The organism is Blautia sp. SF-50 (assembly GCF_900101315.1).
In the GTDB taxonomy this organism is placed as follows: Bacteria; Bacillota; Clostridia; order Lachnospirales; family Lachnospiraceae; genus Blautia_A; species Blautia_A fusiformis.
This window is the reverse complement of the sequence record NZ_FMUW01000016.1, coordinates 1-25,931: the sequence shown is the minus strand read 5'-3', so window position 1 is coordinate 25,931 and position 25,931 is coordinate 1. Positions and strand designations below refer to the sequence as shown.

Genomic DNA, 25,931 nt, shown 5'->3' with positions numbered 1-25,931 from the left:
TGGACCAGGTGATTAAAATTGATATCAACCTTGTCTTTACTATTATAAACCTGATCGTTCTTTATCTTTTAATGAAGAAGTTCCTTTTCGGCCCGATCATTGGTGTTATGGAGAAGAGAAAAGCTATGATCGATGAGCAGTTTGCTTCAGCAGAGAAGACAACTACTGAAGCAAACCAGCTGAAAGGACAGTATGAGGATGCACTGAAATCTGCGAAGGAGGAATCCTTCAGTATTGTAGAGCAGGCTAAGGACGAGGCAAAAGTACAGGCAGACAGCATCGTGAAGAGAGCTAATGATCAGGCTGGTCAGATTCTTGAGAAAGCAAGAAGAGATATCAGCACTGAGCAGGAAGCTGCTATGAAAGCGATGGAAGGCAAAGTGGCTGAGCTGGCAATGGATGCAGCATCCAGAATCATGGGAAAAAAGAACGACGAAGCACAGGATATGTCCCTATATGACCAGTTTTTAGAAGGAGCAGGTGATCCTCATGACAGAGACGTCCATTAATTATGCAAAAGCATTATACGGTCTTTCTGTCCCGGGGGAGGCAATCTGCGAAACAGGAAGGATTTTTAAGAATACACCTGAGATAGGTAAGATGCTTGAAAATCCACTTGTTTCCCTCAAAGAAAAAGAACAGGTAATAGAGCGGGTTTTTCCGCAGGAAATGAAGAGTTTTCTTAAAGTAACGTGTAAGTATCAGAAGATTGACAGAATCGGAGAGATCCTTGAAGCTTATGATGCTTACAGCCGGGAACAGAAAGGAATTCTCAAGGCAGAGCTTCTTTATGTAACACGTCCTGCCGAAGAGCAGGAAAATAAGATGAAGGAGTTTCTCCGTAGCCAGTTTTCTGCCAGAGAAGTGGAACTTACCCTTACAGAGGATAAAAGCCTTGTAGGTGGATTTGTTCTCAGGGCAGGAGATCGTGAGTACGACTGGAGCCTCATCGGACGTTATAAGAAACTGAAACAGAAATTAACCCGGAGGTGAAATTGAATTGGGTGCAATAAATCCAGATGAAATCATTTCGATTCTCAAGGAAGAAATAAAGAACTATGACGAAATCAGCAAGGACCAGGAAGTAGGCACTGTCATCTCCGTGGGAGATGGTATCGCAACTGTTTATGGCATCGATCATGCCATGTACGGTGAGGTCGTGACCTTCGAGAATGGTCTGAAAGGTATGGTACAGGATGTCCGTGCCAACAGCATGGGATGTATTCTTTTCGGAAAGGATACAGGAATCAAGGAAGGCACCAAGGTTGCCAGAACTGGCAAGCAGGCAGGTATTCCGGTAGGGGATAAATTTATCGGAAGAATCGTGAACGCACTTGGTGAGCCTATTGATGGAAAGGGAGAGATCCAGGCAGAGGAATATCGCCCGATCGAGAACCCGGCTCCTGGAATCATCGACCGTAAGTCTGTAACTGTACCTCTGGAAACAGGAATCCTTTCCATTGATTCCATGTTCCCGATCGGCCGTGGACAGCGAGAGCTGATCATCGGCGACAGACAGACAGGTAAAACATCCATCGCAACCGATACGATCATCAACCAGAAAGGTAAGGATGTGATCTGTATCTATGTTGCCATCGGACAGAAAGCTTCTACCGTTGCAAAGGTAGTTTCCAATCTTGAAAAATACGGTGCAATGGAGTATACAACCGTATTCTCCGCAACAGCCAGCGACTGTGCACCGCTTCAGTATATTGCTCCTTATGCTGGTACTGCTCTTGCAGAGTATTTCATGTATCAGGGTAAAGACGTACTGATCGTATATGATGATCTTTCCAAGCATGCAGTGGCATATCGTGCATTGTCACTTCTGCTTGAGCGTTCTCCGGGACGTGAGGCATATCCTGGTGACGTATTCTATCTTCATTCCAGACTTCTGGAGCGTTCCAGCCGTCTGAGTGAAGAGGCAGGCGGCGGATCCATTACGGCACTTCCGATCATCGAGACACAGGCCGGTGATGTATCTGCATACATTCCTACAAACGTAATTTCCATCACAGATGGTCAGATCTTCCTGGAAAGTGATCTGTTCTTCTCAGGTATGCGTCCGGCAGTCAATGTTGGTCTTTCCGTATCCCGTGTTGGTGGTGCTGCACAGACCAAGGCTATGAAGAAAGCTTCCGGTAGTGTACGTATCGACCTGGCACAGTACAGAGAGATGGAAGTGTTCACCCAGTTCAGTTCAGATCTGGATGAGGCTACAACAGCACAGCTGAAATACGGAAGCTGTCTGATGGAGCTTCTGAAACAGCCGCTCTGCAGCCCGTTAAGTCTTCATCAGCAGGTAATTACTCTCTGCGTTGCGACTCACAAGCTGATGGTAGATGTAGAAAAGAAAGAGATCAAGAAATATCAGAAGGATCTTCTGGAGTACTTTGATAATGTATATCCTGAGATCGGCAAAGAGATCGAGACTACAAAGCAGCTCTCTGATGAGCTTGTAGAGAAAATCGTAAAGGCGGCAGAAGAATTCAGAGATAAGAGCAGGTAGGTGTTGATATGGCAAATGCAAAAGAAATACAGACTCGTATGAAAAGCATTCAGGACACCATGAAGATCACCAATGCGATGTACATGATTTCTTCTTCCAAGATGCAGAAGGCCAAGAAGATCCTGCAGGACACGGAACCATATTTCTATAATATGCAGGCTGCCATTGCCAGGATCCTCCGTCATATGCCGGACATCCAGCATCCTTTCTTCAGTGAGCGTCATCTTGTTCCGAAGGATGAAAGAAAGGTAGGTACCATTGTCATTACAGGTGATAAAGGTATGGCTGGTGCATACAATCATAATGTACAGAAAATGACAGAAGATTTCATGGAAGAGGTACCGGGACATCACAAGCTGTATGTCCTTGGTATGGTAGGGCGTCAGTATTTCGGCAAGAGAGATGTGGATATGGACGGCGGTTTTCATTATACCGTGCAGAAGCCGACTATGCACAGAGCACGCCTTATCACGGAAGAGATCGTACGGGCATTTCTTGAAAGAGAGCTGGATGAAATTCACATTGTCTATACACAGATGCTGAATGCGATGGCAATGGAAAATGTGAATATGCAGCTTTTACCGCTGAAAAAGGCTGATTTTAAGGTGGGTCAGATCCCGGCAGATATTTATCAGGAGGAGATCGTGTTATCTCCGTCTGCAGATGTGCTTCTGGATACTATGATCCCCAACTACCTTACAGGTGTGATCTATGGATGTCTTGTAGAGGCATATGCCAGTGAGAACAGTGCGAGAATGACAGCAATGCAGTCCTCTACAGATAGTGCGAAGGCGATGCTGAAGGATCTTTCCATTCAGTATAATCGTGCACGTCAGGCTGCGATCACCCAGGAGATCACTGAGGTTATCAGCGGTGCTAAAGCACAAAAAAGGAAGTGATGACTATGAATAAAGGTAAGATCGTACAGGTTATGGGACCTGTTGTAGACGTTGTTTTTGAAGACGGACAGCTTCCGGATATCAAGGATGCCCTTGAAGTCGAGAACAACGGTAAGAGATGCGTTATGGAGGTGTCCCAGCACCTTGGAAATAATATCGTACGCTGCATCATGCTGGGAGCCAGCGAGGGCCTGCAGCGAGACAGAGAAGTAACAGCTACCGGAAGCGGTATCAAGGTTCCGGTTGGAGATAAAACACTTGGTCGTCTGTTCAACGTTCTTGGAGATACCGTAGATGGCGGTGATTCTCTGGACGGTGAAGAGCATTGGGTCATCCATCGTGATCCGCCTTCATTTGAGGAGCAGAAACCGGCAGTTGAGATCCTGGAAACAGGTATCAAGGTTATCGATCTTCTTGCTCCATATGCAAAAGGTGGTAAGATCGGTCTGTTCGGTGGTGCCGGTGTTGGTAAGACAGTCCTTATCCAGGAGCTGATCCAGAATATCGCTACCGAGCATGGTGGATATTCTATTTTCACCGGTGTCGGTGAGCGTTCCCGTGAGGGTAATGACCTTTGGACAGAGATGAAGGAATCCGGTGTTCTTGAAAAGACAGCCTTAGTGTTCGGACAGATGAACGAGCCGCCTGGAGCACGTATGCGTGTTGCTGAGACAGGACTTACCATGGCAGAGTATTTCCGTGATCAGGAGCACAGAGATGTACTTCTTTTCATTGATAATATCTTCCGTTTTGTACAGGCAGGATCTGAGGTTTCCGCTCTGCTTGGACGTATGCCGTCCGCAGTAGGATATCAGCCTACACTGGCAACTGAGATGGGTGAGCTTCAGGAGAGGATCGCATCTACCAAGGAAGGTTCTGTTACATCTGTACAGGCAGTATATGTACCGGCCGATGACTTAACTGACCCGGCTCCGGCAACAACATTTGCCCATCTGGATGCAACAACCGTTCTTTCCCGTAAGATCGTTGAGCAGGGTATTTATCCGGCCGTAGATCCGCTTGAGTCTACTTCCCGTATCCTGGAGGCAGATATTGTTGGTGAGGAACATTACGAGGTTGCACGTAGAGTACAGGAGATCCTTCAGAAATATAAAGAACTTCAGGATATCATTGCTATTCTTGGTATGGAGGAGCTCTCAGAGGAAGATAAGCAGACAGTATTCCGTGCAAGAAAGATCCAGAAGTTCCTTTCCCAGCCGTTCCATGTAGCTGAGAACTTCACCGGTATCAAAGGTAAATATGTACCTCTGAAAGAGACGATCCGCGGATTTAAGGCGATCATTGACGGCGAGATGGATGATTATCCGGAGAACGCATTCTTTAATGTTGGAACCATTGATGATGTAATTGCAAAAGCAAAAGCCGAGGAGAACCGGCAGTAAGGAGCAGCTATGAGTGAGACATTTGGCCTGGAAATATATGCCAGCAATAAACTGGCTTATGCAGGACGTGCTCAGAAGCTTATTATCCCGGCAGTGGATGGTGAGCAGGGATTTCTTGCCCATCATGCGAATGTTGTAGCTGCCATCATTCCCGGTGAGATGCGTTTTGAGGATGCTGACGGTAATGAGTATGTGTTTGCTGTGAGCAGCGGATTTGTTGAGATGATCAATAACCGTGCCAAGCTGTTCTGCCTCAGCGTAGAGAGTCCGGACGAGATTGATATCCGCCGTGCTCAGGAAGCAAAGGAACGTGCAGAAGAGCAGCTTCGTCAGAAACAGAGCATCCAGGAGTATCATATGAACCAGATGGCACTTGCGAGAGCGATGACACGTCTTAAAGTAACACATAAGCAGTAAATTTAAATCATATAAAAAGATCCATTGTCAGGAAACTGGCAGTGGATCTTTTTTTTCTCTGTTATTTTGTGGATGAAGCAGGATCAGATTCGGTATTTTCCGGATCAGTAATGGAAGAAGCTTCAGAAGCTGTATCTTTGTCTGAGTTATCAGAAGTATGAACAGGCTTTTCTGTCAGCTGCTGATATGGACGATAGGGTTCCCAGTAATGTTCATCTTTTGTTTCGTTTTCCTGTTTCAGCTTCTTTTTCTGCTGAGTAAGAAGATAAATACCTGCAGCAATGATACCTGCAGCAATGACGATCTGCGGAAGGCTGTTGCAGATATTGTATACATAGTCGGCCATATTATTCGGTACAATGAAGTACAGAAGACTTGTGAAACGACTCCACAGGATGCAGATACCAAACAGGATCAGAACCCATGCAGCTGCACTCTGATGTTTTTGTAAGAATTTTCCCATATCACCGGAAAACTGATCCATGTGAAGAATGTAATTATCCTCTACAGAGTAGAATTCTTCTTCTGACAGAGATTTCAGATTATGGACATTAAAAAAACTATAGAACCATATCACCGGGAGAAACATGGCCAGCCATCCAAGACCGGTTATGGATGCCAGTGCGATCGATCCCCAGAACAGCAGCATAATGCTAAGTCCCTGTTTTTTAAATCCCATGTACATTTCCCCGGCACCGGGGATCAGGGAAAAGATAAATACCCAGAAACCATGTTTTTGTTTTTTCATAAATTTACTTGCCTCCGTTTATAATTTTATTCGTAAGATCGTTCAGATTATTACTGATCTTCTGAGAATGTTCACTGAGCTGGGAACCTACCTGCATGGAAAGCTGGTTTAGGCCGGAACCAATGTCAAGGGATGAAGAAATCTTAACTTTTGTTTCCGGTGAAGGATGAAGAGCCGTAAAATCTGTCTGAGATACAGAAAAAAGCATGATCAGCGCAACACCCATGCCTACGGCAGTCCGTAAGCCTGCACAGAGAAGCTTCATCCAATAAGCAGTTTCATGTATTTTTCTGGAAACCTGAACTTCCGGAGAAGCTGCTTTTTTCAGAATTTCATCCTGCAGATAGGATGGAGCATACTCAGAAGCGGCATCCTCATTCTGAAGAAGTTCATCCAGACAGAAGTCACATTGCTCCATATGCTCCAGAAAATGGATCATTTCATCCGTATTCATGGTTCCGTCCTGGAATTTCTGTAATTCATCCTGTGGTATGTGCATCTAATCACTCCTTTCCAGCAGTGCTTTCAGCATAGATCTGGACCGGTAGATCTGCGTCTGGACTGTTTTGATATTTTTATTCTGCGCTTTTGCAATTTCTGCGGCGGTTTTTTCTTCGCAGAAATGCTCAAGGGCAACCTCCCTGTAGGGGCTTTTCAGCGCTGAACATAAATGCCGGATCCGATCCTTGAAATCTTTGTCCAGAAATGCCTCCTCCGGGGAAAACTCTTTATCATGGAGCTGTTTAAAATAGATGTCCTCTGTGGGAATGGTACGTCTGCCGGCTGCTTTCAGATGATCCAGACATTTTCTGACTGCGATCTTGCTGAGCCAGGCTTTTTCGTAGGTGCCATCAAAACGGGAGAGATTTTTGTAGGCGGAAAGAAAAACATCCTGTGTCAGATCCTCGGCGTCAAAGGGATTGCCCACCGATTTCAGACAAATGGAAAATATTAAGTTTTGGTATGTATGTATCAGATATTCCAGATATTCTTCCCGTGTAATGCAATCAGCTCCCTTCTCTTCCCGCTTCATTTATTATAACGCGGAACCTGAAGGAAAGCCTTCAGCTTTTATAGAAAAATATGTAAATCATTGGATAAATGCCGCTTTTATATAGCGGGGAGAGAAAATTTGGTCTATACTATAAGTCGTCAAAGCAGAGATGCAGAAAGGATGAGACAAATGACAGAGACGAAACGTTTATATTATGAAGATGTATATAAAAAAGAATTTACAGCCAAAGTCCTGGAGTGCAGAGAAGCAAAAAAAGGTTTTCATATCATTCTGGATGAGAGCGCTTTTTACCCGGAGGGCGGCGGACAGCCAAGCGATACCGGATATCTCAACGATGTGAAAGTAAAGGAAGTGCATGAAAAAGAGGGAGAACTTCTTCATTATACAGATCAGCCGATGGAAGCCGGAACAGAAGTACAGGGACGCATCGATTGGGCAAGAAGATTTGATCTGATGCAGCAGCATTCCGGTGAGCATATGGTGAGCGGACTGATCCACGAGGCTTACGGATACGATAATGTAGGCTTTCATATGGGAAGCGATACCATTACCATAGATCTGAATGGCCCGTTGGATGAGGCGCAGCTTGCTGAGATCGAGCGGAAAACAAACCAAAAGATATGGGAAGATACGCAGATAAAGATCATATATCCTACAGCGGAGGAACTGGAAAAGATCGACTACCGAAGCAAAAAAGAGCTCACCGGTCAGGTGCGGATCGTAGAATTTCCAGGGGTGGATATCTGTGCATGCTGCGGAACTCATGTGACACATACCGGAGAGATCGGAATGGTGAAGCTACTTTCCGTGGAAAAATTTCGTGAAGGTGTCCGTATTGAGATGATCTGCGGAAAACGTGTGCTGGATTATCTGAACATGGTCAATGACCAGAACCACCAGATTTCTGTAAAGCTTTCCGCAAAAATGGATAAGACTGCGCAGGCAGTGGAACGCCTTCAGGAAGAGAATTTCCGACTGAAAGGACAGGTTGGTCAGCTGGTAGACGACATGTGCCGGAAAGAGGCAGAGCGTTATGCAGGAAGCGGAAGCGTTCTCATCTTTATGGATGGAATGGATGCAGACAGTGTGCGGAAGCTTGCAGACGCCGTGACACAGACCTGCCAGGGCTGCTGTGCGGTATTTTCCGGAAATGCAGACGGAAGCTACAAGTATGCAATGGGCGAAAAAGATGGCGATCTCCGTCAGTTTACAAAAGAGATGAATGCGAAATTAAACGGACGCGGAGGCGGAAAGCCGTTCTTTGTACAGGGATCGGTGCAGGCATCTGAGAAAGAGATCCGAAACTTTTTTGAACAGTGATGAAAATGTTTGGGGAATGTCATGCACATATATTTCTCAATGGCTATGATTACCGGAAAGCCGTTGAGACACAGAAAAACGGGCCCCGGGATACACTGATCCGTGCTCATTTTGAGGAATACCGGAAAAGAGGAATCCGTTTTGTGAGAGACGGAGGAGATCATTACGGTGTGTCAAAACGGGCTGCCAGATTGGCCCCGGAATATGAAATTGACTATCGCACACCGGTTTTTGCCATTTATAAAGAGGGTCATTACGGGAAGATCGTTGGAAAAAGCTTTTCAGACATGAAGGAATATCACAGAAGAGTTCTGGAAGCTGCCGCTGAAGGGGCGGATTTTATCAAGATCATGACTACAGGGCTTCTGGATTTTGCAGATCACGGGAAAATTACGGGAACGCCGCTTTCAGCAACGGATGTGAAAGAAATGGTACATATTGCTCATGAAGAGGGATTTGCCGTGATGAGCCATACGAATGGATGCTATGGCGTACAGGCAGCAGTGGAGGCTGGTGTTGACAGTATTGAGCATGGGAACTATATGGATGATGAGACGATTTCCATGCTGGCAGACAGCGAAAGCGTGTGGGTTCCGACACTTGTAACTGTGCGGAATCTTAAAGGATGCGGCAGATTTGAAGATACGATCCTTGCATCTATTATAAAGACAGGCGAGCAGAATCTGAAGAAAGCTTTTGAAAAGAAGGTTCATGTGGCAGTAGGAAGCGATGCCGGTGCATATCAGGTTCTTCACGGCCAGGGTGTACAGGATGAAAGCAGAGCTTTTTTTGATATACTGGGTGATACGCAGGCAGTACGAAGCTGGATGGAAGATGGAGAAAAAAGGATCCGTACCATCTTCTGTCACGGGTCTTCGAATTTAATACAGGTATAAATATTGGAGGTGCGTGATTTCGCAGGGTTGAAAGTAACCCGGAGATCGGCACCTTCTTCCATTCCGCTTGAGGAAAGGTCCGGAACGTTTTCACGGCTGCAGAGGATCTTTACGCCGTCGTATGTCTGGAGCAGCACGGTATTGGCGGTTGTGCCCAGGATCGTGCCGGTTACAGTAGAAGTAATGTTGCGTACTGAAAGTATGTCCGGATCCTCCCCGGTGATTCCACGGATCTTCATGCCGCTGGTGGATTCACCATTAAATTTACCGGTATAGATAATGTTTACATAAGATCCCGGAGCCATTCCTCCTTTGAAATATACAGGAACCGAGGAAAGTGAAACAGTCAGTTCCGATCCTGTGGTCTGCGGAATGACAGTCATTGTGCCGGTGCTGACATTTACGATCTTTGCACGGAGATGCTGCTCTTTTTTTTTCGGTTCAGGGGAAGGCGTAGGAGTTGCTGCAGGTACTTTCAGTGGATCCGTATCGGAGACACTGATCACTTTTGTGAAACTGCCGTCATACTGCTTGTCACCCACGAGTGTTTCGTTGATGAATTTACCGCGAAAATGGACATAGACCCACTTGCCGGCCTTGATGCCTTTTTTGTAGTATTGTCTGACACCGGTGACAGGGAAGGTTACGGTATTTCCCTTTTCTGTAACTATCACAAGGGCATTGGAGGTGAGTGATTTCACTTTGCCCTTTAAAGTGCGGTCCTCCAGAGGAGTTTCATTATGATATTTGTCGGTTATTTTGATGGGGGAAATGGCGCTGATATCTGTTCCGGAAAGCTGTCCCTGGTAGATCACACTGACCTGATCACTGGATACAACGCCGTATTTGCATTCAAGCCTTGTCTGGGAAACATCAAATACATAGGTTTCTCCATTGCTGGAAATCGTCAGGTGTGTACCGTCAAAATCCAGCAGTGTGCCGGTAAGCTCATCCATATAAACACGTTCTTCCGTGGAAGGCTCCTGATCTTCCTGTTCTGTGGAATCTGAAGCAGTAACGTCTGAAATTTTATCCTGAAGAGAAATAATATGATCATCGATCTGATCATTGCTGCAGCCTCCCGCAAAAAGGGAAAGGCCGAGAATCATACATGCAGCAGACAGTTTTTTCATTTGTGTCCTCCGACCCGGGATAACGGTCAGTCCTGTTTATCTGTAAGATCATGGGTTTCCGACGCCGGTATAAAGTCAAATATCTGGCGGAAAGAATCCCATTGCTCACGGCTGTCGATTCCATGGTTGATCAGACCCGTGCATTCAGTACAGGCATTGGTATCCAGATAATTATCGTAATAAATATGATAGGGATTTTGGGTGTTTTTTTCCTGCGGATCGTTCATCGGATCAGTCTCCTTATTGATTGATAAGGATCAGTATATGAAGGCAGGAAAGATTTTATACATATTAAGGGTATTATAGCAAAAAGATTTTTTGATTTCTACAGGGATTTACGGAAAATCCATGCATTTACTGAAAACGTGTTCCTACAGGCTGAACACGGAACCAGTAGGTATAGGAATACTGAAATCCAAGAGAGCTGTAAAGCTTTTCTGCGGAAGTATTGTTTTTTACCACCTGAAGATAAGCGTGGCTGGCGCCTCTTTTTTTGCCCTCATTGAGAAGACCGGTACAGATCTGACGGGCATATCCTCTGCGGCGATAATCTTCACGCACATGAATGGCATAGATACCGATGTAGTCGCGATCCAGGATTCCAAGACCTGTGGCAATGATCTCGCCGTTTTTTGTTATGGAAGCGCAGACAGTTTCCTTAAGAATGGCACGGTACATGGAAGGAACGACGCTTCGATGGATCGGATTTGTAGTTCTTTTCAAGTCAAAAAGGCTGTGGATCCAGAAATCCGGAATTTCATTGGAAAAAAGCACATCGGTGACAGGCGCATCCAGAACGGCATTGTCCAGGTCTACAGTCATAACATTTGTTATGTGCTGAACGGAATAGCCCCTGTTTTCCAGCATATAGTCAAAATCCGGGGATACAAGGGGGCTGATCTTAAAGATCGCAGGAGTTCCCAGACGCTTATAGACCTGTTCGCAGTAGGGGATTTTTTCGCGCCATGGAAGTGTGGAGGTTCCGAACTGTTCCACACTGTTGGTCCTGTGCGTATAGAAATAAGAAAAACGTAAGATCCATCCGTCATAAAGTTCCATTTTATGGGAAGGCCATGCGTTCAGTGACATATCTTCGATTTTTTTGATCGTTGTTTCCATAGTATTACCTTTCTGATATGATCAATTTATAAAGTTTATCTGCCAGGATCTGATGCCCCTGTGGTGTGAGATGGATACCGTCAGAAGTTATTGATGCAGGCCCGGACCGTGCAGCTTCCTGATCCAGATCGTTCTGCAGCGGGAGAAAAACGGCGCCATGATCCTGACTGATCTTTTTAATATGCACGGACATCTGTGAAAGAAGGGGAGCCCAGGAAGCGTAGCAGCGTGGCCATGGAAAAACAAAGGGTTCCAGGAAATAGAGCTTTCGTTTCCGGGAGTTTGTGCAGGATAGCTTTTTTGCAAGGAGCTCATAACGGGTGACAAATTTGTTCATCAGATCCTGCTGTTGTGCAGATGAACGGCGGGTGTTCATCATGATCCCCACATCATTGATCCCGATCAGGACGGTAACAATATCCGGATCAGAGCTTTCCAGCCAGAAATCTGTGTTCTGAAGAAGCCGTTCCAGTGTGAAACCATCAATACCTCTGTTTTCAATGGAAAATCGGTGATCTGTGTTATGAAGCAGACAGGAGAGCTGCTTCACATATCCTTTTCCAAGAGGATCTGTGGAGAAAAGCCGTCCGCAATCTGTGATACTGTCTCCGAGACACAAAATGCGAGTCATCCAATTCCTTCTTTCTGTTATACCGGGCGGATCATTATCCGCAGTCGATTATTTTCGTATTGGTGCTTTGATAGTAGCACTTACATCAGCAGTGGTCAAGCGTACGAAATACCGGAAAATGGGTAAAAAACGAATAAACGTGAAAAACATGAAAATTTTTTTAAAAAATTAAAAAAAGTACTTGCATTTTGAAAGAAAGTGTTATATACTAACGAAGTCGGTTGAGGGAAACAACAAAAAACGAAATCAAACGACAGAAACAAAAGAATATGGCCAGTTGGTCAAGGGGCTAAGACGCCGCCCTCTCACGGCGGAAACACGGGTTCGATTCCCGTACTGGCTATTAACTGAAAGCAATCAGAACATGTTTCTGGTTGCTTTTTTGTTTATGATCACAAATGGGGATTTTGGGAGGTTTTACTATGATCATTGATAATGTGTATGTTTTTACACCGGACAAAGCATTTGTAAAAGGCGGGATTATCCTGGATGGGGATAAGATCCGACAGGTTTATGAAGAAAAGGATGCGCCGCAGCTTAACGGGGATGTTCTGGACGGAAAAGGCTGCTACGCCATTCCAGGACTGATCGATCTGCATTTTCATGGATGCAAAGGAGATGATTTCTGCGACGGAGACAAGGCTGCGATCGGAAGGATCGCGGAATATGAGGCATCGGTAGGAGTTACAGCGATTGCACCGGCTACTATGACTTTACCGGTAGAGGAACTGGAGCAGATCCTCCATACAGCAGCAGAATATAAAAAAGAAACAAAGGACTGCCGTAAGGCGGATTTTCTGGGGATCAATATGGAAGGGCCTTTTATCAGCCCGGCGAAAAAAGGGGCACAGGATGCGAGGAATATCCTGCCATGTAATGTGGAAATCTGTGACCGTTTTTTAAAGGCCTCGGAAGGTCTGGTAAAATTTATAGGGATTGCACCTGAAGAAAGTGAGCATGCAGCAGAATTTATCCGGGAAGTTCATGAAAGGGTCAATGTTTCTCTGGCACATACTAATGCAGATTACGATACAGCAATGGAAGCATGCAGAGCAGGAGCAAACCATGCAGTCCATCTGTATAACGCAATGCCTGCGTTTACGCATCGTGCACCAGGTGTCGTAGGTGCTGTTTTTGATAATAAGGATGTTATGGCAGAGATCATCTGTGACGGGATCCATATCCATCCGTCTGTTGTTCGAGCTACCTTTCAGATGATGGGAGCTGACAGGATGATCCTGATCAGCGACAGTATGAGAGCTACCGGTATGCCGGACGGCCAGTATACACTGGGCGGACTGGATGTTAAGGTTGTGGGAAGACTTGCCACGCTGGTATCTGACGGTGCGATCGCAGGATCTGCCACAAATCTGATGGATTGTATGCGTACAGTTGTTAAAAAGATGGAGCTTCCGCTGGAAACAGCCGTGGCCTGCGCGACCATAAATCCGGCCAGAAGCCTTGGTGTGGAAGAACAGTACGGATCTCTGGAAGCAGGTAAAAAAGCTCATGTGGTACTGCTGGATCAGGATCTGGAACTGAAAGCAGTGATCAAGGACGGAGTAAAGATCCGATAGGATCATAGAAGATAAAACGATAAAAAATAAAAAGATAAAAAGAATTTCAGGAGCAGATGACAGCAAAATTCGTGTCAGAATTTGTCGAACGAAAATGCTGGACAAAATGCTCCTGAAATTCTATAATTAATTTCACCAGAGATCTTCTGGTATCGATCACCGCCAGGTCAGGCGGGAAATCCCATTTTTATCATAACTGAATAAACATATATTTTAAGAAGGAAAGGGGGCGTGTATGTTTCTTTATGGAGAATTATCCGTGGTGATATCTGCGATGGCGGTCTGGATGGATCTTAAAGATGCATCTGTAGACAATGGATGGATCCTTTTTTCTTTTATGATCGGTTTCCTGATCCAGATCACAGAAAACGGGCCGAAAGGTGGAGTGATCTTTCTGGCAGGAGTGGCCGTGCCGGTGCTTCTTTTGGGAATCCTTTTTATATTCCATATGATCGGCGCCGGAGATATCAAGCTTCTGTGCGCACTTGGCGGGATCATGGGGCCGCGGACAGTTATGGAATGTATTGTTTATTCTCTGCTTGCAGGTGCAGGCATTTCTCTGGCAATTCTTATTTCTACAGGCGGTATCCGCCGACGATTCCTTTATTTATATCAGTATATGAATGAGTTTTACTGTACCGGTGAGATACGTCCTTATTACAGAAAGGGGATGAGCTTTCCGGAGAACTTTCATTTTACGGTACCCATATTTTTGAGTGCGGTGCTTTATGCAGGAGGTGTGTATTGAAGAAAAACATATTTGCAGTCTGTGATCTGGAGGTGGATTATGCTTTCAATTTTATGGATTATCTGAACCAGAAAAAGAATCTTCCGTTTGAGATCCAGGCATTTACCACGGCGGAAAGTCTCATTGCCTACGGAAAAGAAAATCATATTGAGTTGCTGCTGATTTCCGATAAAGCAATGAGAAAAGAAGTCCGTGACCTTGGTATCGGAAAGATCATCATTCTTTCAGAGGGTGTGCATCCTCCGGAACTGGATCAGTATTCAAGTGTGTATAAATATCAATCTTCCTCAGATGTGATAAGGGAGGTGATGGCCTGCTATGGAGAAGAGAAGTCTCTTGATCCGGTAACTTTTCCTGTGTTGAAAAAGACAATGGAGATCATCGGTGTTTTTTCTCCTCTTGGCAGATGTCTGAAGACATCCTTTGCACTTGCGCTGGGACAGATACTGGCGAAAGAACGTGCCGTTCTTTATCTGAATCTGGAATCCTATTCTGGTTTTGAGGAACTTCTTGGGAAAAAATTTCCGGCTAATCTGAGTGATCTGTTTTATTATGTTCGCCAGGGAAATGAAAACCTGATCCATAGAATGAACGGAATGATCCAGACAGTAAACAATCTGGATTTTATACCGCCTGTAAGAACACCTTCAGATATCCGGACCGTGGACTGGGAAGACTGGGAGCGGCTGTTGCAGGAGATCGTACTTCACAGTTCCTATGAAGTGCTGATCCTGGATATGGGAGAAAATGGAGATGAGGATTTCCGGCTTCTGGAAATGTGCAGAAAAATCTATATGCCGGTTTTGAATGACACACTTTCTGTCTGTAAGGTGACACAATTCGAAAATCTTCTGCGTATCTGGAATAAAGAAAAGATCCTGGAAAAAACAGAAAAGGTGCATCTGCCCTTTCATATGGATAGGATCTCTTCTGACGCTTACGTAGAACAGCTGGTCTGGAGTGAACTGGGAGATTATATCCGTGAACTTTTGAGAAAGGAGCGGTCATGAACAGAGAAAAATTCCGGGAAATGTATGATCTGCTCATGGAACAGCTGGATGTTTCCAGAGAGCTGTCCGATGATGAGATCCTGGGGGTGATCGATGAACTGATATTAACTCAGGCAAGGGAACTGTTTCTTTCACTGAAGGAGAAAGTAGAGCTCAGACAGGAGCTGTTCTGTTCTGTGCGCAAGCTGGATGTTCTGCAGGAACTGATCGATGATGAAAGTGTTACAGAGATCATGGTAAATGGTCCGGATCATATTTTTGTGGAACGTGGAGGAAAACTGACCAGATGGAATAAGGTCTTCACGTCAGAAGAGAAGCTGGAGGATGTGATCCAGCAGATCGTAGGGCGCTGTAATCGGGTTGTCAACGAGTCCATGCCCATTGTAGATGCAAGGCTGGAAAACGGAGCACGTGTGAATGCAGTGGTTTATCCGGTTGCTCTGAATGGTCCGATCCTGACGATCCGTCGTTTTCCGGATGATCCTATCACAATGGAAAAACTGATCGCTTTTGGAAGCATCACCGAAGAATGTGCACAGTTTTTAAAAAAACTTGTTCAGGCAAGATATTCTATTGTGATTGGTGGAGGTACAGGCAGTGGAAAAACAACATTCCTTGGAGCTGTTACAGAATATATTCCAAAAGATGAGCGCCTGATCACCATTGAAGATAATGCGGAGCTTAAGATCCGGGGAATTGATAACCTGGTATGTCTGGAGGCAAAAATGGCCAATATGGCGGGCGCGGTGTCAGTAACGATCCGAGATCTGATCCGGTCAGCCCTTCGAATGAGGCCGGACAGGATAATTGTAGGGGAAGTCCGTGGAGGAGAGGCAGTGGATATGCTGCAGAGCCTGAATACGGGACATGATGGAAGCCTTTCAACACTTCATGCAAACAGCAGTCAGGATATGCTTTCCAGAATTGAAACGATGACATTGATGGGAATCGATCTTCCCCTGGAAGCAATCCGAAGGCAGATCGCTTCCGGGGTAGATATTCTGGTACATCTCGGGCGTATGCGGGATAAAAGCAGAAAGCTGTTGGAAATCACAGAAGTATGTGGATTTGAAAACGGAGAGATCCAGACCAGGCCGCTGTATCGCTGGGAAGAAGGAAAGGGACTTGTAAAAACCGGAGAACTTTTGCATTGTGAAAAAATGAAACGGGCAGGAATCAGACTATGAAAGAGCGGAAAGGAAAGAATCAGAAATGGAGATCTACGAGGAAAGATTACAGGATGTATCATTTTACGGGGAAGGAGACCGCAAAGTATCTTCTGGAGGGAGCTGCCGTATGCGCTGTAGCCGACTATCTGTTTTATCAGAGCCTTCCTGTGTTGCTGTTTATGCTTCCAATACCAGTGCTTTTTCTGAAAATGCAGAGGAAAAAATGCACTGCACGGCAGCAGAGGGAGCTGAATTACCAGTTTCGGGATGCTCTGACGGCCATGAATGTGGCGGTACAGGCCGGCTATTCCGCGGAGAATGCGGTGCGTGCCAGTGTAAAGGATCTGGGGAGACTTTATGAAAAGGGATGTGATATACTGGATGAATTTCGGTATATCGAAAGCCAGCTGCGTCTGAGTGTTCCGGTGGAAGAGCTGTTCCTGGATCTGGGAAAACGCAGCGGAGTGGAAGATATTGAAAATTTCGCAGCAGTATTTTATACAGCAAAAAGAACAGGCGGGGATATGACGCAGGTGATCCAGAAAGTAGCCAGAATGCTTAGTGATAAGATCGAGGTAAAAAAAGAGATCGAGGCAACGCTGGCCGCAAAGAAATCGGAACAGATGGTTATGAGTATCATGCCGGCCGGTATCATCTGCTATCTGAAACTGACTTCGCCGGGATTTTTGGATGTACTTTATGGGAATCCTTTCGGAATCTGTGCCATGACAGTTTGCATGGTGATCTATGGCTTGTCTTACTGGCTGGGTGTGAAGATTGTAGACATAGAAGTGTAGGTGAGGATAATGTGGATACATATTTTGATATTTATGGTGATCCTTGGGGTGTTTCTGGCAGGAAAAATGGGGCGGCTGCCTCCGGAAGCCGGAAATCCGGAAGAAAAGAAACTGTTTATACGGATAGCGCTTACCGGAAATATCATCGGTATGCTTCTGACATTTCAAAGTGGCGGAGATAAGGTTTATTCATCCGGATACCGTATGGAAAAAGAGGAGACAGGTGCTTATGAAGAGAAATTCAAAGTATCTGTAGACGGAGAAGAAGCCGGTTCCCTGTATGTGCAGGTGCCGGAAAAAGAAACAGAAGGATCCGAAGAAGAACCGGAAACAGAACTTAGCGAAGAACAGCAGCGCGAGAAAGAGCTGCAGGACATGATCGTACAATATAATCAGAAAAAAAACGATCCGCAGTACTATTATCTTCCAGATGAATGGAATGGAAAACATCTTGAATGGGAGCAGCCAAAAGACAAAACAGGAAACCTGCTTTCAGCTCTTGGTCTGGCAGCAGCGGCAGCAGCTGTCATTGCAAAAAAACGGGAAGAACAGAATGCTCAGATAAAAAGAAGAGAACAGATGCTGATGGATTATCCAGGACTGATCATGAAATTTACCCTTCTGGTGCAGGCAGGCTTAACTGCCAGAAAAGCGTTCCAGAAAATAGCACTGGATTACGGAAAGAGAGAAGATGGTAAAAAACGTGAGGCTTACGAAGAAATCCGAGTAGCCTGTTATGAGATGGACAGTGGGATTTCCGAAGCAGAGGCTTACCGGAGATTTGGAGAACGGTGCGGACAGGTAAAGTATAAAACTCTGTCAACACTACTGATCCAGAACCTCCAGAAAGGAAGCAGGTATCTGGCCGATCTGCTGGAAAAGGAATCCGTGGAAGCCTGGGAGGAGCGAAAAAGAAAAGCAAGAGTGCTGGGAGATACAGCAGCAACAAAACTGCTTCTTCCGATGGTCTTGATGCTCCTGGTGGTGATGGCGGTGATTATGCTGCCGGCATGCCTTTCCTTTTACGGAGGGTAGGACTGGAGAACAGAGAAAGGAAATGTGAGGTGACAAATGAAAATATGTGGAAGTATGTAAAAGAATTTGCGATGGAAGAGGATGCGGTGGGTGTTGTGGAGATCATCCTGATTCTGGTGGTTCTGATCAGTCTGGTCATCATCTTTAAGGAACAGCTTACAGCACTTGTTAAAAAAATCCTTACAAAAATCACAAAACAAAGCAATACGATCTGAAAATAAGAAAAAACGGTGATATCTGCTGATATTTTTGTTTTGGAAAGGAGAGGTACCCCTTGGCAGGAAATGTGAAAAAAGGCAGCATTACGATCTTTCTGGCTCTGATCTTGAGCCTGGTTCTTTCTCTTGTGTGTGCCAGCATTGAGTCTGTACGCATGGCAGCTGCCAGGACACAGATACTTAACAGTATGGATATTGGCTTATATTCCTTATTTGGACAGTATGACCGAACGCTTTTGGAAGATTATGAGCTGTTTGCACTGTATGCAGGTGGAAAAGAAGAACTGGATATGGCTTCTGTATATGATGATTTTCAGACTTATATGAAACCTGTATTGAAACAGAACAGTCAGAAACTGGAGCTTCTCCAGGGCGGATTCAATGGTTATCAGCTTCTGAGCGACGGAAAAGGCGAGATTTTTTACCAGCAGGCTGTTCAGTATATGCGTGAAACTCTGGGAAGCCAGGGGGTACAGACTCTTCTCGGAAAACTGAAGGATCAGGAAAAGAAGACAGAGGATGCAGAGAAAAAAGGAGAACAGGCAGAAAATAAAGGAACGTTGGATTCCTATGATTCTGCTATTACGGACGCCGCGCAGAAGAGCGAAGAAGCAAAAAAAGAACAGGAACAACAAAAAAACCAGGGAGATTTTTCGGATGCAGGAAATGGGGATGATTTTACCGGCGGTGTTGATGAAAGCGTGGAAAATCCTATTCCGATCATCAGAAGAGTCCGTAAAATGGGACTTCTTGATCTGGTAGTACCATCCGAACGGGGAATATCGGATGCGTTTACAGACAGAAAAAGCCTTACATCCGGAAGAAAGCTCCAGACAGGACTAATGTTGGATACGGATATACGATCCGATAATTCGTATACGTCCGGAATATTGTTTGGACAGTATCTGCTAAAGAAACTGGGAAATTATCGAAGACCGGCAGCGGCGGGGTTGAATTATCAGGTGGAATATATTCTTGGAGGGAAGAACAGTGATCGGGAAAATCTGAAGTCCGTGGCAGGAAAACTTCTGGTGATCCGTCAGGGGGTTAACATGGCGTATCTGCTTTCAGATGGTGGAAAACGGATACAGGTCGAAACACTGGCGCTGGCGATTGCATCAGGTTTTCTAATCCCACCGGCGGCAGCAGTGATCGAAGCAGCACTGATCTTTTGCTGGGCATTTGCGGAGAGTATTTTAGATGTCCGGGAACTTTTTGCAGGAGGACATGTACCTCTTATAAAAAACTCCTCAGACTGGCAGCTGTCTTTGAGTAATCTGCCCAATATCCTGGACAAACTGGATTCTTCAAGAAAGGATGCAGGGAATGGAATGTCTTATGAGGATTATCTTCAGGTTCTGCTTATGGCGAAAGGAAAACAGGATAAAGTTCTGAGAGGAATGGACATGATCGAGTGCTCTGTACGTGAAAAGGGAAAAAGACCAGGTTTTCAGATGGATCACTGTATCACTGCCATGGAAGCGTCTGCAGATGTAAAAGCAAACAGACGGAAAATATTTACAGTTACACGTCAGTATGCGTATGAATAGAAAGAGAGGTGTACAGGGATGCTTTTTCAGAAAGAAAAAGAAGATAAAAATCAGATAAACAGACTGGATCAAAAAAGAGAAAGGCGCTCTCGAAGAGCTTTTTTCCTGCTTTCCCCGATAAGCCGGAAAACGCTTTCTGGAAAAGTATCCCTGTGCACCTTTCTGAAAAAAGCAAGTCTCACCCTGGAGACTGCGATGGTTTTGCCGCTGTTTTTTTTCGGAGTGCTCACGCTGCTTTCTTTTATGGATATTTACAAGGTACAGACGGAGCATCTGACCGGCTTGTGCCAGAAAGCAAAGGAAGCAGGTATGTATGCGTATGGTGCCGGCGGTTCAGGTACAGAAACGATCACATTGCCGGACGTATATTCCTATCAGCCCATAGGCGGTCTGATCCCGCTTCCTAAAATATGGTTTCACAATACGATAAAGGTCCATACGTGGAATGGTGTGGTATACGAAAATGGAAAGGATACAGTGGAGAGCCAGCCTATGGTGTATGTGACAGAATCAGGAACTGTGTATCACAGAAAACTGGGGTGCAGTTATCTGAATCTGTCTGTTCAGCAGATATCAGGCTCTTCGGTTAAAGCTTTAAAAAATGCATATGGAGAAAAGTATCAGGCCTGTGAGCTGTGCAGTCGTGGGCAGGAACCGGCCGGAGTGGTATATATCACAAAAAAGAGTAACCGTTTTCATAACAGGGAAAGCTGCAGCGCATTGAAACGATCTGTACGGATGGTGAAAGAAACAGAGGTTTCCGGTGAAATGAGTGCCTGCGGGCGATGTGGCTGAAGGGAGAGATCATGAGCAGTGTAAAAATTTGCATGACTGTACTTCTTGTAATTAATACCTGGACAGATATCCGAAAAAAAGAAATCTGTTTACCGGTGCTTTTTATATTTCTGGCAGGCGGGATCCTGTGGCGGATCAGGCAGGGGCTTCTCTGGCCGGCAGGGATTATTTCCATGGGAATCGGAGTATTTATAATTTTGATTGCTTTGATCAGTGGAGGAATGGTCGGATTTGGAGACGGATTGCTGATACTGACAATGGGCTCTGTGCTGGAAGTCGGAGAACTGGCAGGGATCCTCTGTGGTGCATTATTGTTGTGCGGAATCTACTCAGGCATTGAGTATCTTATGCTAAAAAAGAGTCGAAGTGAGGAAATTCCTTTTGTACCGTTTCTGTTGATCGGATATTTGGGAGGGATATTTTTGTGAGAAAAATAAAAAAGGGGAGCTTTACAATAGAAGCTGCATTGCTCATGCCTCTGGTGCTTATGATACTGATCGGAGTGCTGTATCTGGATTTTTTTGTACATGACAGAGCATATCTCACTGCGGCAGCTTATGAGGCAGCAGTCAGTGGCAGTATGGAAGGATATAAAAAGAAAGGGAACATATATGAAAAGGCGGATATACAGGGTAGAATGCTGGGAGATATCGGGCTGCCTGGAGGAGAGAATCTGAGCATGCAGACAAATGCAGGAAAAACTGTGAAAGTAACTTACAGACTGGAAGTACCTGCCGGGTTCCTGGGGCAGAAATGGAAGCTGGAAGTCAGTGGTAAGGCAAAGCCTCTGCGGCCTGTGGGATGGATCCGCAAGGTAAAAGGAACTGTGGATATGCTGGGAGAGGTGATGCCATAAAATGAGAACGGAATATAAAAGAGATATGAATCATAATTATCTGATCCTGACAGGAGATGAGAGAATCGATACAGATTCTTACCAGGTAAGGATGATCGTGGCCAATGCTGTGCCTGATCTTCTTCAGTGTCGGATACAGGGAATCGACGGAAAATTCATGGTGTATTATGATATAACTTCCAGGCATTCCATGACTGCGCTTTTTGAGGAAAAAAAGATGGATCTGGAGTCGCTTCAGGTGATACTGGGAGGCTTTATACAGATCATGGAAGAAATGTCCGAGTATCTTTTGAATCCCTGTCAGCTGATCCTGGAACCGGAATATATCTATCTGGATGCGGAAAGAAAAAGTGTCCGATTTTGTTATCTTCCGGGATTTCATGGGGAAATACAGAAACAGTTTCAGAGTCTTGCGGAGTATATCCTTCCAAAGCTGGATCATGAAGACGGAAAAGCGGTCATGTTGGGATATAATGTATACAGACGTGCACTGGAGGACAGCTTTCATCTGGAATACATCAAGGAAGAGTTATATAAAATATGTAACAGCGACGAGGAAGATTTTTCTCCATATGAAAAAAAGAAAACAGTGGTCCAGGAAGAAAACAGGATGACAGAGGAGGAAAAAGCAGAGGATCTGTGGCAGGTGGAAGGCTGGGAAAGAGCCAGTGTGTCCGGAAATGAAAAACAGAAAAAATCTTCAGCGGACTCACAGAAGCGAAAAACAAACAAAATATGGAAGCCAGTGGCTGGATTTGGTGCAGCATTGGTACTTCTTCTGGGAATTACGGCAGGAATGGCCGGCGGATATATTCCAAGAATAAGCAAAGAAATTTTTCTTCTGGGAATTCTTGCAGCAATGATACTGGGGATGCTGAGCTATATTCTGATCAAAAAAGTCTGTGGAAAAAAGAAAAAACTGGATACGCCGGTGCCTGAGCAGAAATATGGTGCGGCGGAAAAAGAGGCAGCTGTATATTCTGAAGATCAGAAAGAATCTGGTACGCTGTCAGGGAGCAATGCCGATGACAGCAGAAAAGAACTGGAAAAGATCAAAAAAAATATCCCGACAAAAGCGGAAGATTTTTTAGATGGATTTGGTGAAACAGTAGTTCTTTCGGCAGGTGCATCCAAAGGTCCTGCTACATTAGTAAGCCGGGAACCGGGGGAATTGGCTACCATTTATCTGGAAAGAGATATCACAGTGATCGGAAAACTGGAAACTGCGGCGGATGCAGTGATCAATATACCAACTGTCAGCAGGATCCATGCTAAGATCCGAAAAAGGGAGGGGGCATATTATCTGGCAGATCTGAACTCCAGAAATGGGACTTCTGTAAATGGACAGCTTCTGAAAACAGGAGAAGATTATTTGCTGGAGGATGAGGATGAAGTCGATTTTGCACAGGCCCGTTATATTTTTTTGAAATAACAGAGCGAAAAATCCAGTTTTGTATCGTATTAACATGGGACAGTAGGTTGTCCGCCTGATGAAAATCTGTTAAAATAATGAAATAAATTCGAATTTTCAGATTATAACAGCGAGTTATGGGAAATATTTCCGGAACCGCTGTGGAAAGAGGCCGGAATTGGAAGAAATAAAAAAAGAACCTGTGACAGTTTTACTGATCCTCATAAATACGCTGATCTTTCTTGTGGTGGAATTTACCGGCGGCTCGGAGAACGGGCAGCATATGCTGGAATGCGGTGCTGCTTATGCACCGCTGATCCTGGAACAGGGACAGTGGTATCGGATGTTTAGCAGTATGTTTCTGCATTTTGGTGCGCCGCATCTGATCAATAATATGTTGGTTCTGTTTGTGCTTGGCCAGAGGCTGGAACCGGTAACAGGAAAGATAAAATTTTTTCTGATCTATATATTTGGTGGTCTGGGCGGAAATATGCTCTCTTTGTTTTTTGATATGTATGCAGGAAACGCTTCTTTATCTGCAGGAGCTTCCGGAGCTGTTTTTGCAGTCATGGGCGGTATGATCTATGTGATCATAAGGCACAGAGGAAGAGTGGCGGATCTGACTGTCAGACAGATGCTGATCATGGCCGCATTTTCACTGTATTTCGGATTTGCAAGTGAAGGCGTGGATAACGTAGCGCATATAGGCGGTTTGTTGAGTGGTTTCCTGATCGCTGTAATTTTTTATCATCCCAGAAAAATATGGAAAACAGTTCCCTGACCGGGAGCGCTCTCAAGCGTAATGTCTCCACTGTGAGCCTGAGCAATCTGTTTTGAAACAGCAAGCCCAAGTCCGGTCCCGGATTCCTTGGTTGTGAAAAATGGCTGAAATATCGTAGCCTGCTGTTCCTTTGAGATTCCACATCCGTTATCCCGGATATCAATGCGGATGCCGGAATTTTCCGGAATGGCAGAAAAAGAAATCTTTCCTCCGGGAACGGGAACGGCTTCCCATGCGTTTTTCAGAAGATTCAGAAGCATCTGCCGGACACGGATCCGGTCAAGAGCTATCGATGGCAGTGAATCCGGAATATCTGCTTCAAGCGTGATCTCCAGATAATCCAGGGTAGGTTTTATGGAGGAAAGGATCGTTCGGAGGTAGCTGCAGGTGTCAATGTTTTCTCTTTTGACATGGCCTGCATTATTAAATGCAGAAAGTTCATCAAGAAGTTCTTTTACATAATCAAGATTATCCATAACATCATCCCAGTGCTCATATTCTTTGACCTCAGGATGTGCAGATGCGATCATCTGGAGTCCGCTGTTAATAAGAGTCAGAGGATTCCGGAGTTCATGTGAAAATTTTGAAAGTGTATAATGAAAATCGTTTTTTAATTTACTGACTGTAGTATCGTTGCACATATTATCACCTCGAAAAAATATTAACATCAGAAATTTCAAATATCAACAAGAACAGTATTGAAAAATTCGAGAAAATACGACAAAATAAGAATATAGATAAAATAATTTTGCAAACAAGGAGGACAAAATAATGGGAGATTGCATATTTTGTAAAATCGCAAATGGAGAGATTCCATCAGCAACACTTTATGAGGATGAGGAATTTCGCGTGATTCTGGATCTGGGACCGGCAAGCAAAGGACACTCATTGATCCTGCCGAAAAAGCATGCAGCGAATATTTATGAACTTCCGGATGAGACTGCTGGAAAAGCAATGATCCTGGCTAAAAAAATGGCAGGAAAGCTGAGAGATGCACTGAACTGTGATGGATTTAATGTTGTGCAGAACAATGGAGAGATCGCAGGACAGACTGTGTTTCATTTTCACATGCATCTGATTCCGAGATATGAGGGAGATGGTGTTGGTTTAACCTGGAAACCCGGAGAACTCAGCGATGAGGTGAGAGATGAAATCTTAAAGAAAATTAAAGAATGACAAATAGCCACTAAAGAGGAAAAATGAATAATCAGACATTTGAAGAGTTTTATCTTAAATACCGAAAAATATCCAGAGGGTATGCGTATGGGGTTCTCCATGACTGGAGTGCTGCTGATGATGTCAGTCAGGATGTACTTTACAAAATGTATACTATAAAGGATGGCCTGAATATTGATAATGAAAAGATGATGTTTTCTCTGATCAAGAGGGCATCTATGAATAAGGCTTTGGATTATATAAAGAAATCAAGCTCCAAGCATGAGTTTGTCTGTCAGGAAGAAGTTGCGGCATTTCTGGAAGAACAGAATTCGGTCGATGCGGAAGAGGTATTTCTGCGTAAAGAGAAGAAAGAATTTATGTAAGTTAAATGAATTTTTAAATTCTACCTTGCAAGAGTAAATTCTATACCTGTAGAAATTACTTCTGCATGGATTTTTCCTTCTTCTTTTTATAAAATACTACTGCAGATGATCCCCTGCCTGTGCAGAAGGAGGATAAAATGAATACAGGAAGACCAAAAGGCAACCAAAAACATCTTGACTTATCTGCACGTATTATAATCGAACAGCATTTAAATAACGGTGATTCATTTAGAAGTATTGCAATAGAATTAAGCAAGGATCCAAGTACCATATCCAAAGAAATCAGACGTCATTCCATTATCAGGGAAAGAAGCGCAGATGCATTTGCCCCTATTCCCTGTGCAAACAATTAT

At 44.7% G+C, this 25,931-nt stretch carries 32 protein-coding genes and 1 tRNA gene; 25 read left to right on the top strand and 8 right to left on the bottom strand.

Annotated features, from left to right (window positions below):
• Positions 1-8: 8 nt before the first annotated feature.
• The 6 genes from atpF to atpC are packed head-to-tail and all read left to right on the top strand — an operon-like array spanning position 9 to position 5,228.
• Positions 9-509, top strand: a complete 501-nt coding sequence (gene atpF / locus BLP57_RS10965) for a F0F1 ATP synthase subunit B (RefSeq protein WP_022427145.1) — start codon at positions 9-11, stop codon at positions 507-509.
• Entirely contained in the window at positions 490-993 is a 504-nt protein-coding gene (gene atpH / locus BLP57_RS10960; protein WP_015525579.1) for an ATP synthase F1 subunit delta, read from the top strand. Before atpF ends, atpH begins: the two co-directional genes overlap by 20 nt.
• 7 nt (positions 994-1,000) lie before the next feature.
• Complete coding sequence (gene atpA, locus BLP57_RS10955; protein WP_021652816.1) at positions 1,001-2,509, top strand: F0F1 ATP synthase subunit alpha; 1,509 nt, start codon at positions 1,001-1,003, stop codon at positions 2,507-2,509.
• Between the two features lie 8 nt (positions 2,510-2,517).
• Positions 2,518-3,408 (top strand): ATP synthase F1 subunit gamma, encoded by an 891-nt coding sequence (gene atpG / locus BLP57_RS10950; protein WP_022427144.1) that lies wholly within the window; start codon positions 2,518-2,520, stop codon positions 3,406-3,408.
• A gap of 5 nt (positions 3,409-3,413) precedes the next feature.
• Positions 3,414-4,811, top strand: coding sequence for a F0F1 ATP synthase subunit beta (gene atpD, locus BLP57_RS10945; protein ID WP_015525581.1), 1,398 nt, complete (start codon positions 3,414-3,416; stop codon positions 4,809-4,811).
• A gap of 9 nt (positions 4,812-4,820) precedes the next feature.
• Positions 4,821-5,228 (top strand): ATP synthase F1 subunit epsilon, encoded by a 408-nt coding sequence (gene atpC / locus BLP57_RS10940; RefSeq protein WP_015525582.1) that lies wholly within the window; start codon positions 4,821-4,823, stop codon positions 5,226-5,228.
• A gap of 61 nt (positions 5,229-5,289) precedes the next feature.
• On the opposite strand, the gene BLP57_RS10935 is transcribed toward atpC, so the two are convergent.
• The 3 genes from BLP57_RS10935 to BLP57_RS10925 are packed head-to-tail and all read right to left on the bottom strand — an operon-like array spanning position 5,290 to position 7,009.
• The gene (locus BLP57_RS10935; protein ID WP_092071697.1) at positions 5,290-5,976 is read right to left on the bottom strand and encodes a hypothetical protein; all 687 of its coding nucleotides are present in this window, start codon (positions 5,974-5,976) and stop codon (positions 5,290-5,292) included.
• A gap of 4 nt (positions 5,977-5,980) precedes the next feature.
• Positions 5,981-6,475: a hypothetical protein gene (locus BLP57_RS10930; protein ID WP_021652819.1), complete on the bottom strand. Its 495-nt coding sequence runs from the start codon at positions 6,473-6,475 to the stop codon at positions 5,981-5,983.
• Positions 6,476-7,009, bottom strand: coding sequence for an RNA polymerase sigma factor (locus BLP57_RS10925; RefSeq protein ID WP_092071694.1), 534 nt, complete (start codon positions 7,007-7,009; stop codon positions 6,476-6,478).
• 141 nt (positions 7,010-7,150) lie between these two features.
• On the opposite strand from BLP57_RS10925, the gene BLP57_RS10920 reads away from it, so the two are divergent.
• Entirely contained in the window at positions 7,151-8,311 is a 1,161-nt protein-coding gene (locus BLP57_RS10920) for an alanyl-tRNA editing protein (RefSeq protein ID WP_114001503.1), read from the top strand.
• Positions 8,311-9,207: an amidohydrolase family protein gene (locus BLP57_RS10915; RefSeq protein ID WP_022427140.1), complete on the top strand. Its 897-nt coding sequence runs from the start codon at positions 8,311-8,313 to the stop codon at positions 9,205-9,207. The genes BLP57_RS10920 and BLP57_RS10915 overlap by 1 nt, the downstream gene beginning before the upstream one ends.
• Here the strand turns inward: BLP57_RS10915 and BLP57_RS10910 are convergent.
• From BLP57_RS10910 to BLP57_RS10895, 4 genes are all read right to left on the bottom strand, one after another.
• A complete protein-coding gene (locus tag BLP57_RS10910; protein WP_022427139.1) occupies positions 9,177-10,340 on the bottom strand; it encodes a hypothetical protein in 1,164 nt (387 codons plus the stop codon). The genes BLP57_RS10915 and BLP57_RS10910 overlap by 31 nt on opposite strands.
• Before the next feature lie 26 nt (positions 10,341-10,366).
• The gene (locus BLP57_RS10905) at positions 10,367-10,567 is read right to left on the bottom strand and encodes a hypothetical protein (protein ID WP_021652824.1); all 201 of its coding nucleotides are present in this window, start codon (positions 10,565-10,567) and stop codon (positions 10,367-10,369) included.
• A gap of 127 nt (positions 10,568-10,694) precedes the next feature.
• The gene (locus BLP57_RS10900) at positions 10,695-11,459 is read right to left on the bottom strand and encodes a GNAT family N-acetyltransferase (protein WP_022427138.1); all 765 of its coding nucleotides are present in this window, start codon (positions 11,457-11,459) and stop codon (positions 10,695-10,697) included.
• 4 nt (positions 11,460-11,463) lie between these two features.
• On the bottom strand, positions 11,464-12,090 hold the full coding sequence (locus tag BLP57_RS10895) for an SGNH/GDSL hydrolase family protein (protein ID WP_092071688.1): 627 nt from the start codon (positions 12,088-12,090) through the stop codon (positions 11,464-11,466).
• Positions 12,091-12,361: 271 nt separating this feature from the next.
• Between BLP57_RS10895 and BLP57_RS10890 the strand changes: the two genes are divergently transcribed.
• The 14 genes from BLP57_RS10890 (at position 12,362) to BLP57_RS10825 (ending at position 24,037) form a co-directional block, all read left to right on the top strand.
• Positions 12,362-12,433, top strand: a tRNA-Glu gene (locus BLP57_RS10890).
• Positions 12,434-12,512: 79 nt separating this feature from the next.
• Entirely contained in the window at positions 12,513-13,667 is a 1,155-nt protein-coding gene (gene nagA, locus BLP57_RS10885; RefSeq protein ID WP_044962282.1) for an N-acetylglucosamine-6-phosphate deacetylase, read from the top strand.
• A gap of 235 nt (positions 13,668-13,902) precedes the next feature.
• Positions 13,903-14,415, top strand: coding sequence for a prepilin peptidase (locus tag BLP57_RS10880; RefSeq protein ID WP_021652829.1), 513 nt, complete (start codon positions 13,903-13,905; stop codon positions 14,413-14,415).
• Positions 14,412-15,425, top strand: a complete 1,014-nt coding sequence (locus BLP57_RS10875; RefSeq protein WP_021652830.1) for a hypothetical protein — start codon at positions 14,412-14,414, stop codon at positions 15,423-15,425. The genes BLP57_RS10880 and BLP57_RS10875 overlap by 4 nt, the downstream gene beginning before the upstream one ends.
• The gene (locus BLP57_RS10870; RefSeq protein ID WP_092071684.1) at positions 15,422-16,612 is read left to right on the top strand and encodes a CpaF family protein; all 1,191 of its coding nucleotides are present in this window, start codon (positions 15,422-15,424) and stop codon (positions 16,610-16,612) included. The genes BLP57_RS10875 and BLP57_RS10870 overlap by 4 nt, the downstream gene beginning before the upstream one ends.
• A complete protein-coding gene (locus BLP57_RS10865; protein ID WP_175442979.1) occupies positions 16,609-17,391 on the top strand; it encodes a type II secretion system F family protein in 783 nt (260 codons plus the stop codon). The genes BLP57_RS10870 and BLP57_RS10865 overlap by 4 nt, the downstream gene beginning before the upstream one ends.
• A 9-nt stretch (positions 17,392-17,400) precedes the next feature.
• The gene (locus BLP57_RS10860) at positions 17,401-18,426 is read left to right on the top strand and encodes a type II secretion system F family protein (RefSeq protein WP_021652833.1); all 1,026 of its coding nucleotides are present in this window, start codon (positions 17,401-17,403) and stop codon (positions 18,424-18,426) included.
• Positions 18,427-18,470: 44 nt separating this feature from the next.
• Positions 18,471-18,641 carry a Flp1 family type IVb pilin gene (locus BLP57_RS10855; protein ID WP_044962312.1) on the top strand — a complete coding sequence of 57 codons (171 nt, stop codon included), beginning with the start codon at positions 18,471-18,473 and terminating at the stop codon, positions 18,639-18,641.
• Between the two features lie 59 nt (positions 18,642-18,700).
• Positions 18,701-20,194: a DUF5702 domain-containing protein gene (locus tag BLP57_RS10850; RefSeq protein ID WP_242872615.1), complete on the top strand. Its 1,494-nt coding sequence runs from the start codon at positions 18,701-18,703 to the stop codon at positions 20,192-20,194.
• A gap of 195 nt (positions 20,195-20,389) precedes the next feature.
• Positions 20,390-20,989 (top strand): hypothetical protein, encoded by a 600-nt coding sequence (locus BLP57_RS10845; RefSeq protein ID WP_242872614.1) that lies wholly within the window; start codon positions 20,390-20,392, stop codon positions 20,987-20,989.
• 11 nt (positions 20,990-21,000) lie between these two features.
• Positions 21,001-21,417, top strand: coding sequence for a prepilin peptidase (locus BLP57_RS10840; RefSeq protein WP_139148843.1), 417 nt, complete (start codon positions 21,001-21,003; stop codon positions 21,415-21,417).
• On the top strand, positions 21,414-21,845 hold the full coding sequence (locus BLP57_RS10835) for a TadE family protein (protein ID WP_242872613.1): 432 nt from the start codon (positions 21,414-21,416) through the stop codon (positions 21,843-21,845). Before BLP57_RS10840 ends, BLP57_RS10835 begins: the two co-directional genes overlap by 4 nt.
• A 25-nt stretch (positions 21,846-21,870) precedes the next feature.
• Entirely contained in the window at positions 21,871-23,277 is a 1,407-nt protein-coding gene (locus BLP57_RS10830; protein ID WP_207646708.1) for a DUF6382 domain-containing protein, read from the top strand.
• Positions 23,278-23,434: 157 nt separating this feature from the next.
• Positions 23,435-24,037: a rhomboid family intramembrane serine protease gene (locus BLP57_RS10825; protein ID WP_092071668.1), complete on the top strand. Its 603-nt coding sequence runs from the start codon at positions 23,435-23,437 to the stop codon at positions 24,035-24,037.
• Here BLP57_RS10825 and BLP57_RS10820 read toward each other — a convergent pair.
• Positions 24,004-24,678, bottom strand: a complete 675-nt coding sequence (locus BLP57_RS10820; protein ID WP_092071665.1) for a two-component system sensor histidine kinase NtrB — start codon at positions 24,676-24,678, stop codon at positions 24,004-24,006. The two genes, BLP57_RS10825 and BLP57_RS10820, sit on opposite strands and share 34 nt — an antisense overlap.
• A 130-nt stretch (positions 24,679-24,808) precedes the next feature.
• Between BLP57_RS10820 and BLP57_RS10815 the strand changes: the two genes are divergently transcribed.
• The 3 genes from BLP57_RS10815 to BLP57_RS10805 all read left to right on the top strand — a co-directional run.
• The gene (locus BLP57_RS10815; protein WP_015525628.1) at positions 24,809-25,213 is read left to right on the top strand and encodes an HIT family protein; all 405 of its coding nucleotides are present in this window, start codon (positions 24,809-24,811) and stop codon (positions 25,211-25,213) included.
• 23 nt (positions 25,214-25,236) lie between these two features.
• Entirely contained in the window at positions 25,237-25,578 is a 342-nt protein-coding gene (locus tag BLP57_RS10810) for an RNA polymerase sigma factor (RefSeq protein ID WP_092071662.1), read from the top strand.
• A gap of 137 nt (positions 25,579-25,715) precedes the next feature.
• Positions 25,716-25,931, top strand: a 216-nt coding sequence (locus BLP57_RS10805; protein WP_139148842.1) for a helix-turn-helix domain-containing protein, incomplete at its 3' end; no start/stop codon positions are given.

What these genes read in the sequence shown, in the direction of transcription:
- atpH (WP_015525579.1), top strand. Translation starts at nt 490, where the DNA reads ATGACAGAGACGTCCATTAATTATGCAAAAGCATTATACGGTCTTTCT.
- atpG (WP_022427144.1), top strand. Translation starts at nt 2,518, where the DNA reads ATGGCAAATGCAAAAGAAATACAGACTCGTATGAAAAGCATTCAGGAC.
- atpD (WP_015525581.1), top strand. Translation starts at nt 3,414, where the DNA reads ATGAATAAAGGTAAGATCGTACAGGTTATGGGACCTGTTGTAGACGTT.
- atpC (WP_015525582.1), top strand. Translation starts at nt 4,821, where the DNA reads ATGAGTGAGACATTTGGCCTGGAAATATATGCCAGCAATAAACTGGCT.
- BLP57_RS10935 (WP_092071697.1), bottom strand. Translation starts at nt 5,976, where the DNA reads ATGAAAAAACAAAAACATGGTTTCTGGGTATTTATCTTTTCCCTGATC.
- BLP57_RS10930 (WP_021652819.1), bottom strand. Translation starts at nt 6,475, where the DNA reads ATGCACATACCACAGGATGAATTACAGAAATTCCAGGACGGAACCATG.
- BLP57_RS10925 (WP_092071694.1), bottom strand. Translation starts at nt 7,009, where the DNA reads ATGAAGCGGGAAGAGAAGGGAGCTGATTGCATTACACGGGAAGAATAT.
- BLP57_RS10920 (WP_114001503.1), top strand. Translation starts at nt 7,151, where the DNA reads ATGAGACAAATGACAGAGACGAAACGTTTATATTATGAAGATGTATAT.
- BLP57_RS10915 (WP_022427140.1), top strand. Translation starts at nt 8,311, where the DNA reads ATGAAAATGTTTGGGGAATGTCATGCACATATATTTCTCAATGGCTAT.
- BLP57_RS10910 (WP_022427139.1), bottom strand. Translation starts at nt 10,340, where the DNA reads ATGAAAAAACTGTCTGCTGCATGTATGATTCTCGGCCTTTCCCTTTTT.
- BLP57_RS10905 (WP_021652824.1), bottom strand. Translation starts at nt 10,567, where the DNA reads ATGAACGATCCGCAGGAAAAAAACACCCAAAATCCCTATCATATTTAT.
- BLP57_RS10900 (WP_022427138.1), bottom strand. Translation starts at nt 11,459, where the DNA reads ATGGAAACAACGATCAAAAAAATCGAAGATATGTCACTGAACGCATGG.
- BLP57_RS10895 (WP_092071688.1), bottom strand. Translation starts at nt 12,090, where the DNA reads ATGACTCGCATTTTGTGTCTCGGAGACAGTATCACAGATTGCGGACGG.
- nagA (WP_044962282.1), top strand. Translation starts at nt 12,513, where the DNA reads ATGATCATTGATAATGTGTATGTTTTTACACCGGACAAAGCATTTGTA.
- BLP57_RS10880 (WP_021652829.1), top strand. Translation starts at nt 13,903, where the DNA reads ATGTTTCTTTATGGAGAATTATCCGTGGTGATATCTGCGATGGCGGTC.
- BLP57_RS10870 (WP_092071684.1), top strand. Translation starts at nt 15,422, where the DNA reads ATGAACAGAGAAAAATTCCGGGAAATGTATGATCTGCTCATGGAACAG.
- BLP57_RS10865 (WP_175442979.1), top strand. Translation starts at nt 16,609, where the DNA reads ATGAAAGAGCGGAAAGGAAAGAATCAGAAATGGAGATCTACGAGGAAA.
- BLP57_RS10860 (WP_021652833.1), top strand. Translation starts at nt 17,401, where the DNA reads ATGTGGATACATATTTTGATATTTATGGTGATCCTTGGGGTGTTTCTG.
- BLP57_RS10855 (WP_044962312.1), top strand. Translation starts at nt 18,471, where the DNA reads ATGTGGAAGTATGTAAAAGAATTTGCGATGGAAGAGGATGCGGTGGGT.
- BLP57_RS10845 (WP_242872614.1), top strand. Translation starts at nt 20,390, where the DNA reads ATGGTTTTGCCGCTGTTTTTTTTCGGAGTGCTCACGCTGCTTTCTTTT.
- BLP57_RS10840 (WP_139148843.1), top strand. Translation starts at nt 21,001, where the DNA reads ATGAGCAGTGTAAAAATTTGCATGACTGTACTTCTTGTAATTAATACC.
- BLP57_RS10830 (WP_207646708.1), top strand. Translation starts at nt 21,871, where the DNA reads ATGAATCATAATTATCTGATCCTGACAGGAGATGAGAGAATCGATACA.
- BLP57_RS10820 (WP_092071665.1), bottom strand. Translation starts at nt 24,678, where the DNA reads ATGTGCAACGATACTACAGTCAGTAAATTAAAAAACGATTTTCATTAT.
- BLP57_RS10815 (WP_015525628.1), top strand. Translation starts at nt 24,809, where the DNA reads ATGGGAGATTGCATATTTTGTAAAATCGCAAATGGAGAGATTCCATCA.
- BLP57_RS10810 (WP_092071662.1), top strand. Translation starts at nt 25,237, where the DNA reads ATGAATAATCAGACATTTGAAGAGTTTTATCTTAAATACCGAAAAATA.